The organism is Schlesneria sp., from assembly GCF_036405755.1.
Classification (GTDB): Bacteria; Planctomycetota; Planctomycetia; order Planctomycetales; family Planctomycetaceae; genus Schlesneria; species Schlesneria sphaerica.
The window spans coordinates 1-9,830 of sequence record NZ_DASWWZ010000162.1 but is presented as its reverse complement, the minus strand read 5'-3'; the positions used below and the strand labels follow the sequence as shown (position 1 = coordinate 9,830).

7 protein-coding genes are annotated in these 9,830 nt (G+C 54.2%); 4 read left to right on the top strand and 3 right to left on the bottom strand.

The window, feature by feature from the left end; genetic code table 11:
* Nucleotides 1–299 precede the first annotated feature (299 nt).
* On the top strand, nucleotides 300–695 hold the full coding sequence (locus VGE80_RS05425; protein ID WP_373651798.1) for a hypothetical protein: 396 nt from the start codon (nucleotides 300–302) through the stop codon (nucleotides 693–695).
* A gap of 756 nt (nucleotides 696–1,451) precedes the next feature.
* Here VGE80_RS05425 and VGE80_RS05420 read toward each other — a convergent pair.
* From VGE80_RS05420 to VGE80_RS05410, 3 genes are all read right to left on the bottom strand, one after another.
* Nucleotides 1,452–2,000 (bottom strand): hypothetical protein, encoded by a 549-nt coding sequence (locus VGE80_RS05420; RefSeq protein ID WP_397570239.1) that lies wholly within the window; start codon nucleotides 1,998–2,000, stop codon nucleotides 1,452–1,454.
* Between the two features lie 117 nt (nucleotides 2,001–2,117).
* Nucleotides 2,118–2,723 carry a hypothetical protein gene (locus tag VGE80_RS05415; protein WP_397570240.1) on the bottom strand — a complete coding sequence of 202 codons (606 nt, stop codon included), beginning with the start codon at nucleotides 2,721–2,723 and terminating at the stop codon, nucleotides 2,118–2,120.
* A gap of 118 nt (nucleotides 2,724–2,841) precedes the next feature.
* Nucleotides 2,842–3,984, bottom strand: coding sequence for a polysaccharide biosynthesis/export family protein (locus VGE80_RS05410; protein ID WP_373651795.1), 1,143 nt, complete (start codon nucleotides 3,982–3,984; stop codon nucleotides 2,842–2,844).
* Nucleotides 3,985–5,430: 1,446 nt separating this feature from the next.
* On the opposite strand from VGE80_RS05410, the gene VGE80_RS05405 reads away from it, so the two are divergent.
* The 3 genes from VGE80_RS05405 to VGE80_RS05395 form a co-directional block, all read left to right on the top strand.
* Nucleotides 5,431–7,083, top strand: a complete 1,653-nt coding sequence (locus VGE80_RS05405; protein ID WP_440591945.1) for an exopolysaccharide biosynthesis polyprenyl glycosylphosphotransferase — start codon at nucleotides 5,431–5,433, stop codon at nucleotides 7,081–7,083.
* Between the two features lie 144 nt (nucleotides 7,084–7,227).
* Nucleotides 7,228–8,277 carry a GDP-mannose 4,6-dehydratase gene (gmd, locus tag VGE80_RS05400; protein ID WP_440591944.1) on the top strand — a complete coding sequence of 350 codons (1,050 nt, stop codon included), beginning with the start codon at nucleotides 7,228–7,230 and terminating at the stop codon, nucleotides 8,275–8,277.
* Between the two features lie 978 nt (nucleotides 8,278–9,255).
* The coding region (locus VGE80_RS05395) for an oligosaccharide flippase family protein (RefSeq protein ID WP_440591943.1) at nucleotides 9,256–9,830 on the top strand (575 nt) is incomplete at its 3' end.

The window sequence follows — 9,830 nt, the reverse complement described above, 5'->3', positions numbered from 1 at the left end:
ATCCTAGCCGAACCTCAAAATCGCGACAAGAGGCATCCTTCAGCGCAGATAAGTCAGAAGTGCATGGAGGCTCGCGTGATCCGTTCGAAGCCGGACGACTTGCCCCCGGGGCCTTCGTTTGAACAGAATAAGAAATTCCATGTCGCGCAAGCGGAAACGTGGATAATTGGAATCCGTCCGGTTTTGAGGTAAAAGTTCTACATACCAACTCTCAATTCGTTCCTGATTGTGCCACCCCGTTCCGGATTCAGCCGTGGTACGATTCCCTATCATCCGAAGCGCCCAGGAGTCAAAAGTCCATGGATAAAGCAGCAGGCGTGATGACGGTTTCAGAGCTCGAAGCAATGTTGGAAAATCGCAAAGTCAGGGCAATCGAATTAGCGAAGCGTCGAAACGAACTTCAGAAACAACTCGATGAAATCGATCGCGAACTGGTCAAAGTCATGGGTACCGGTCGGACCGTCCATCGCCGGCGTCTACGGAATGGCAAATCGCTTCGCTCACACGTGCTGACCATTCTGCGGAAATGCAAGAAGGGCTACTCAATGGCCCAACTGAGCGACCGGATCCTCTCATCCGGTTACAAGTCGTCGAGCAGCAACTTTAGAAATGTTCTGTATCAGTGCCTCTATAACACAGAAGGGGTGACGTACGACTCCACAACAGGCTGCTATCGGCTTGCGCCCCGGCCCTGACCTGCGGAACGAAACCGCACGCCAGACACCGATTTGAATCACCTGCGACTGCGCCAGGAAATTCCCCCGGCCACCACCCGGCGTCCCGTTTTCCAATCACCGGATCTGGGAGCCAGAATGCAAAATGGCTTCGTCGACATAGCTCGGAAAGAGCCATGTCGACGAAGCCACCGAGGACGAGCCCTCTACCGATCAGCCAATGAGGGTTCTGTCCGAGTGTTTTCAGAACTGCAGACTACCGATCACCTCTTGCCAGTCCCCCCCAACGGCTCTGGCCGGGGATATCCATGGAAACTCAATCCTTTTGGCGACTGCTTCCCGCCCCGCGCGCCTGGCCTGACGTTGACATCCTACACCGAGTAACGGCGTCATTCTTTTAAGACGTGAGTTCCAACCTCGCACAGATCAATCACCCTGCTTCGCTCTTCTCGCGAGAGGTGACAAAAAATTCACAGGAGACTGAGAAAAACGGGGCGAGGAAATGAGACATCTGGTTACCTGAGAATCTCTCTACCGATCCCATACCTTCGTGTGGCCATTCTCCGGACCGCCTTTGGAGTCGCACGGGCAGGTAAAGCAAGCCGCGCCGCGGTTTAGAATGCGACGTTACCTGATTCACCCTTTTCAGCCAGCCCCCCAGAACGGATGTAACTCGCCTTCCCCCTTAACGGCTTGATCACTGTTCATTCACGAGAAGGGAGAGACAGAACGGCCGCGATTCATGCTGAACCACGATGCGACCGTTTCTCATTCCCATTACCGAAAGTCATCGTCATCGGATGCTTTGGGAGCTTCAGTCGGATCGGCCGACTCAGGCTCGTCAGGCGCTTCGAGCAGCGGGCTCGGCAATCGATCGGTCTCGGATGCTCCAGGTGCAGGAGGAATGGTCGGGGTGGGGGGCAGCGAATTGGAGTATGTCGGATTGTCGAGGTGGGGGACTTCCCGGTTGGAGGGGAACGTTTCACAAGTCACACACCGCCGGACCGTTGGCACCTGTCGCCAACAAGGCTGGAAGTATCCGTAACTTGGACTGCTGATGGGGGGATTAATCGGCAGTCGCCATTGAACATTACGAGTCATGTTGCCGAACCCGTAACCGTACCGGGACATCCCGTTTGACTTGTAGTAGAGGCTGTGCCACCAGGGAATATTGATCGAGGGTTGCGTCGTCGCAACCGACGGATGGAAGCTTTCTTGTGCAATCCCGCGTCCGGTCGGTGCGAGACTGATCAGAACTGCGAACATCATCCACTTGGCCCAGCCAGCAAACCTGCTGCTACTCTGATCCTGAAAATATGTGACCACAGGAGGAATCCTTTCCTGAAATTCAATTCGAAAACCGAGCGAGTTAATCCAGTTTCCGTTCTATTCGTTTTCTTCAACCAGGCGAATCAGACGGCAGTGACCCTCGTTTGACTCAGATCACCGAAAGCCACCCATGAAGGGGGAACCACCACCGAAGACGTTATTTCCACCATAAACCCCGCCACCGAAGATACCGGGCCCATAGCCACCCCCGTACCCTCCGCCGTAGGCAGCACTGCCGCCACCACCGAAGCCGACTGTTCCCATCCCACCGAACCCGGCCCGACCGGTACCAGCGTTACCCTTGCTCGCACCATTCGACCCGCGACCGCCCTGGTTTCCAAAGTAACCGGCCAGATCACCAAACCCTGCCCCGTGCCCGGTTGGTCCCATTCGCCCCGTCGTGATCGGAGCTGAAAATTCCGGAGGCTGAGTCGACGATCTTTGCGTTTGCTGGAAGTTGGATTCCACAGAATCCAGTTCCCGGCGGAAGTCCCTGGCACGCGATTGAGCCTGCTGCCGTGGTCTGACAATATTGAAGAGATTCGCTGCTCCCCCGCTGTCCACAATACTTAAGTAGGGGCTGACAGTAGGCCTGTTCCGGAATTCAGAACCAAACCGGTTCTTCGGTTGCTGTGCCGAGGCAATGGAGACTTCGATCAAACTCATTGTGATGCAGAGCACACAAAATTTCGCCAATCGAAGCGGAGTTGTTGTTCGCATGACTTACCCTCTCTGTCCGAACGTGAATCAGAACGCCCCGGTAAATTCTATCGATCAGATTTACCGTGTGGGAAAGATCTATCCTGTTATCAGAATCAACACCGCAAGGAGGGATTCGTCAGAAATTCCCGCCGCCCCCGCCTGCACCAATCGACTTGATCGGGTAGACACCCTTGGAGTTTCGGACAACGTTGAACCCGAGGATCGACACGCCCAGGAGTCGTTCAACAGGAGCGACGATTTTCTCGATCTTGTTGTTGAGGGCAACCAGATGGTCGGCCTGAATATAGATTCGGTCACCCGGCATCAATTGATAGTTCGTCGCAGTCTGCCCCAACGCTGTGATGTCTTCCCACTCGACTTCCAGGATCTGTGCGGCACAGGAATCCGATGGTGAAGGACGAGCAATCCAGATTTTCTTGGACGAGACTTCGGCCAGACCATTAATCTGTGCAATGGCGTCCAGGACCGTCTCATTTCCGGTGTACTGGAAACGTGCGACCTGCTCACCGAACCCGCCACCGTCACTGATGATGTAGTAGGTCTTGCTATTATACGTTGAGACGTCAACCGCCACTTTGGGATCCTGAATCCCGTTTTCTGCCAACTGTTGTGTCACGGCGGCGCGAACTTCGGGAAGGGTCATGCCGGCCACGTAGACTTCCCCATAGATCCCGAGGGACACACGTCCATCAGGACGTACAAGGTGTTCCCCGGAAACAGGTTGTGGAGCCTCGAGGTCCACCAGTTCCACCGACAACTCCGGGGATTTAACCCCCACGTTGGTGATCAGGTGTCTGGTGATCGCGACTTCGGCCTCCGCTGCTGTCATCTGGGCCACGTGGACTTTTCCGTAAACCGGCCCGAAGTCCAAAGCCCCGCTACTCTCAACGCGGTAGTTACCTGCGAGAACTTTGAACCCCAGCTCGATCTGAAGTTCGGCGTCTCGCTGTGATTGACTGATGGAGTCGTCTTCAGGCAGATCCAGGGGAAGCCCGTTCTTCAGTCGAACCTGAAGGCGATCCCCGGGAATCAGTCTCGCGTCCGGTGAACGAAGGGTATGCATTGCCTGAATAAGCAGGATGTCTGGCGGCTCGACGACGTAGTCGGGTAGATTGACCTTGTCGAGTTCCCGCGGAACGCTGGCCCCCTGCAGTTGCAAGAGACGCTGTTGCGGTGGCGTTACACATCCGGCCGCGACAACCTGGCTGAGCAGCATTGCCAAAACGATCGGTGATCGTCCGTGACGTCCAAAATTCATGGACTTTCCCTCCTGATATGATTGGGCCGCCGGGCACAGTGCCTTCGACACCATTGCGTTCAAACGAAACTCAACAAGTGACACAATCGGCGAATTCATCACGGTCTATCGTTCCGAAAGAATCCCCCTCAGCAGAGTTTTGAGACTATCCAAAAGACTCACCCCAGTCCCCCTATTCTTCCAGACGACACCACACGGGTCCGATCTGAACAAAATGTAAGTAACAGCAAACCACCCAAAGTGTGGTGCGGAAGGAGCGGATCAGCTTCGGCAAGACCGTGCCAGGAAGCGACTCAACGAGAAGGGCGAGGTCGGATATCTTCTTTAAATGACCGACTCAGCAGACCCGATTTATGCTTCCCACCCTAGCTCTTCGCGCAACTTTAAGTTGCGTTGAAAACAGGCGCTCGCTGCGCAGTTTTTCTTCATTTTCGCAAGAATAATGATCGGATCTGGCCCCATAAAGCCCCTAACGGATACTGGCATGCCATATGCTCACCTGATGCGGGAACGAGATTCAGCCCCCACCAGGTCGAATTTTACAAAACCAGCTTGACGGGCCGAATTGAACTTGACGAGCTGTATTTTGCATCACACCAACGTGGAAAATGGGACGCGACAGCAATTGATACCCGGCGCCAGGGATGTCTTAAGAGGTGACTCGCATTATGCTCCGACTCTGCCGGCTGATTTTGCCAACATCGACGCTTCTCATTTTTCGCAAAACATTGCCAGAGAATCATTTGTCGGACTGGTCGAAGGCCTGAAGCAGTCAGTTCACACATGTACTCATATTTACAACACCACCACTGAACAGTCACGCGATCCGCACTTTTGACTGTACACACGTAGCCTCAACGTGATCGATCCAAGAAAAGGGAAAGTCTTTACCGGGAGTTTTTGGCAAATGAAATTTGAAATCTACGTTAAGCCGAAAGCCACCCAATTGTGCAGCCTTCTGGTCGTTGTTACATTGGTGACGCGCGAGAGTCCTGATGTGCTTAATGAAAATTTCAGGTCAACGCTTCTCTGAAAGGCATTGCCTTAGTTTTGCGCAATGCGAAAGTGAAAAAGAGAGGATCCACCGCTAGTTCTCGACCTGCGGTCTATACGTTGCGGTGCAAGCCGCGCGATAATGACAACAAAAGTTGTGGAAGAACCTCGGGAATGCGTAACAATTTGGGAATTCGAGATTCCGGTCATTTTTTATGGTCGAATAATGAAAAAGTGGTTCTCCCAACCAACACTGCGGTTTCATTCAAGACAAGCAGTGGATGCAGATTACGTTTTCATGCGTATTGAATGACTTTGCCGATTCGGTAGCGTATGACGATTTCGATTAAACAAAACCTGCCCCCAAGCTCATTACGAGCTGCCTAATTAAGAGATTCGGACAAGCCTGGAAAACGAGGACGAGTTTTCGGGCTTCCAACGAAGTTCTTACCCATGGATACTGCGATGCAAATGGTCAATCCTGTTCCGGTATTTTCCGATCCACCGCATGCTCCCGAAGTATTTGCAAAGGAAGGTAGCCTTCGCCCCTACGTTCGGCTCCCTCGGGTCTATCGGACGCACGCTGAGTCTCTGGTGACATCCTGCCGGGTCAGCCCGGCGGCTGCCCAGGCCTCTCGCATGCTGGCCAGTCGTTCACTCGTACAGTGCTTCTTGACGTCGATCCCCCTGATTGTTGCTGACTTTCTGACGCTCTGGGTATTGCTCTACGGGACAACAACTCTGGTTGAGCGAGTTTTCGGCCAGCCCGCTTCGATGGTGACCAGCGAAACGGCGCTGCTCGCGTCACTGCTCCTGTTCCCAATCGCCCAGCTTGCAGGCTTGTACCCTGCGATGGGCATCAGTAGTGCCGTCGAATTCCGCCAACTCGTCCGCTCCGCCGCAACCGCACTCTTTATTTTCGCGGGCTTTGCAATTTTGCAGCGTCCTGGTGCGTTCCCTTACTTGATCATTTCGACAGCCCTGACGTTGCTGCTTGTAATCCCGCTGCTGCCAACATCACGATTCGTCGCCCGAGCACTTGCCCGTCGCTGTAACTGGTGGGGTGCTCCCGCTCTGGTCTATGCAGATTCTGCATCCGTCGGAGAAGAAATGTTTCACCGCCTCCGTACGACGGAAGACCGCGGCCTTCGCCCGGTGGCGGTCCTTCTGGATTCCGCGAAGTATTGGGAAGCTGAAAGCGAACTTGGCTCGAAAGGTGTTCCTTTCCTGCCAGTGCACGACATCCTCGAATGTGCCCAAAAATCGAAAGCAACATGGATTCTGGTTGCAAAGCGGAATGTTGCCACTGCAGATCAGCCCTGGAATGAAGACAACGAAGTCGATGCGTTCCTGCATGCGATTCCCAACCGGGTTCTCCTCTCTTCCCTGGGGGGATTCGACTGCGGAATGTGGGACCGGACGCATACAATTGGCGCTTCCTGCGGGCTGCTTCTCTCCAGTTCACGTCACTGTGCTTCCACGCTGTTCCTGAAGCGTCTGGTTGATATTTTCGTGGCAGGCACTGTCTGCCTCATCTTCTCGCCACTTCTTCTCTTTATCGCTCTGTCAATTCGTTTGAGCTCGCCGGGCCCGATCTTCTACGGTCAGAAGCGCGTTGGTCGTGGAGGACTGAACTTCAAGGCCTGGAAATTCCGGACAATGGTGCCAAACGCCGATCAGGTGCTGCAGCAGTGCCTGCAGAGCAACCCCGAGTTTCGTCGCGAGTGGGAAGAAACTCACAAATTGAAGAATGATCCGCGAGTGACATGGATCGGACGTTTCCTGCGAACGACCAGTCTCGACGAGTTGCCACAGCTATGGAACATTCTCTGCGGAGAAATGAGTGTTGTCGGCCCACGTCCGATCGTGGATTCTCCTGAATACGATGCCTCGTACATTACCGATTATCCTCGCGAGTTCGCCGTGTACTGCTCAGTGCGACCGGGGCTGACCGGGATGTGGCAAGTCACTTGCCGTAACAGCGGCGTCTATGAAATGCGAATCTACTGGGATATGTACTACATTCGAAACTGGTCACTGTGGCTTGACCTGTACATCATCCTGCGAACGATTCGAACGGTTTTGCTCCGAGAAGGTTCGGCCTGAGCCTGTGGACCCGGAGGTGTGGGAAGTGTTATCTTCCCAACTTGGGTTCTATCAAGGTTGTAATGGAGTGTCTCACCGACCGGAGTTTTGGTGCTCCGGTCGCCGATTCGTCGAGGTGATACACGGAAAATTCCTGGAGTAAAATTGTCTACCATCGCGAAACGTGCATTTGTCACGGGGATCACAGGACAGGACGGCTCATATCTCGCTGAACTTCTGCTAGGCAAAGGTTACGAAGTTCATGGTTTGATCCGACGAGCCAGTTCGCCCAATACCGCACGTATCGACCATCTGCAGTCGGATCCCCATGACGCCCGAAGCCGCCTGTTCCTGCATTATGGCGATTTGACTGACGGCAGCGGTCTTGCGAAGCTGATTCAGGCAATCCAGCCGAGCGAAGTTTACAACCTGGCTGCCCAAAGCCATGTGAAAGTCAGCTTCGATCAGCCCATCTATACCTCTGACATCACGGGACTGGGAACTGCCCGGATGCTGCAGGCGGTCCGGGAAACGCAGGAACACTCAGGACAGCCGATCCGTTTCTATCAGGCGTCCAGTTCGGAAATGTTCGGGAAGGTCGTGGAATCCCCGCAAACGGAATCAACCCCCTTCTATCCTCGCTCCCCTTACGCAGTGGCAAAGGTCTACGCCCACTGTATAACAGTGAACTATCGTGAGAGCTACAATCTTCACGCGTCGTGTGGAATCCTGTTCAACCACGAATCACCTCGACGAGGTGACACGTTCGTAACGCGGAAAATTTCGCGGGCTGTCGGACGAATCAAGGTGGGCCTGCAAGACAAACTGTATCTGGGGAATCTCGATTCGAAACGGGACTGGGGGTTCGCCGGTGATTATGTCGAGGCGATGTGGCTGATGCTCCAGCAAGAACGCCCCGACGACTACGTGGTTGCCACGGGCGTCACGCACTCAGTTCGTGAGTTCTGCGAGCGATGCTTTTCCCGCGTTAACCTGGACTACCGCGACTTTGTAGAAATTGATCCGCGCTATCTGCGACCTGCATCTGTGGACTATCTGCTTGGCGATGCCAGCAAGGTCCGAACTGCCCTCGGATGGAAACCGCGAGTTTCTTTCGAAGGCCTGGCAGACATGATGGTGGATTCAGACCTGGAACTGGCTCAACAGGAGAAGTCCGCTCGGGATGCCGGGCATGAATACGTCGGACACTACTAGACCGAGGCATCTTCCGGATAGCCAGCATTGGTTGCCTGGTTCTTCAGTGTGCTCGCGGATCAACCTGCTGTTGAGACGGCAAAATCGTAACTGGCGTTTCGGTTTCTCAGTAAACTCTGCGATCAACGACAATTCCGTATCGCTCACGCCCTCAAATCATGACACAACGGTGCCTGTCATCGTCGCTGCCGTATCGAAGAATGAGATGACTCGAGACACATCATTTCGTGAAGTACACCTGACCTGGAATCGGAGTGTCTCCGCGCTGCACTCTGTCGCTGTGCGTAATTCAGGTTGCCGGCCAACATCCCGAATTGCGAGGCATTCACATCCAGCGCCTGATGCGAAGTCAGGTATTGAGCAGGCAATCCGTTGTGGCCATTGGCATGGCTTTCGCTCAAGCGAGATCAAAGAACCCGTTAAGTTGGATGCAAATATCACCCTACTCTCTTATGCTGGGTTTCAAGCTCCAAGTGGAAAGTTTCTGGGGAAGGATTGCCTCAAGAGACAGCATTCTGCAAGGGCACTGCAAAGCGGTCGTGCGAAGATGTTACCTGAATGGAAAAATCCTCGCCCCATCCGTCCGGCCGCAAAATATGACGGGTTCCTCATGATCGGTGTCACTTCAACACTAATTTCGTCGCTGACAATGCCTTCATCGGCTGTCGTGGCGTCGCGGTTGAAGGCTCCGGTTCGCCCAGAGAATCAACATCAAAATCATCGGAACATTTACACGACGGATTCCCCTGTGAAGTCAATCGGAAAAGGAACCAAACGCGAGCCTCGCTCGAAATCAAATTGCGCTGCACGGTGCCAAAGCTCATCACTGGCACGACGTGAGTTCCTCTGCCAGACGTCGGACCGGTTGTCCCCGACCTCGCGGATGACGATCGCACTTCGTGTCGTTGAGCGACGATTCGGGCTCATTCGAGCGGTTCAGGAGTCAGGCGTTTCTTATCTTGCAGGAGCTGCCGCGAGATGAGCTTAAAACAGCGCATGATTTCTGGCGGTATGCAGGTCGGGCTCAGCCAGCTCATCTCGATGGGGTTGTCATTCGGCCGAAACATCGTCATCGGTCGAATCCTCAGTATCGAGGACATGGGGATTGCATCAACGATCGCACTCGCATTGCAGGTCATCGAGTCAGCCAGTGACATCAATGTCAACCAGTTGATGATTCAGTCGAAAGACGGAGATGACCCCCAACTGCAGGCAAACGCTCATACCTACACTCTGCTGCGCGGGGTAATCACAGCCGCCGTCCTGCTACTTCTCGGAGGACCGCTGGCACGTCTGTTCGGCGTCCCTGACGCTGCCTGGGCCTTTCAATTGATGGCCTTGGCTCCGCTCATTCGAGGTGTCTGGCATCAGGATCTGTGGCGGTATCACCGCGCGATGAGGTTCGGCCCATTGGTTCGAGTCGAAATACTATCGCAGGTTTTGGCTCTTCTCGCTTCATGGCCGCTTGCGATCTGGCTGAACAACTATTCGGTCATGCTCTGGGTCATTCTGATTCAAGCATCAGTCGTCGCCATCCTCAGCCACATTGCCAA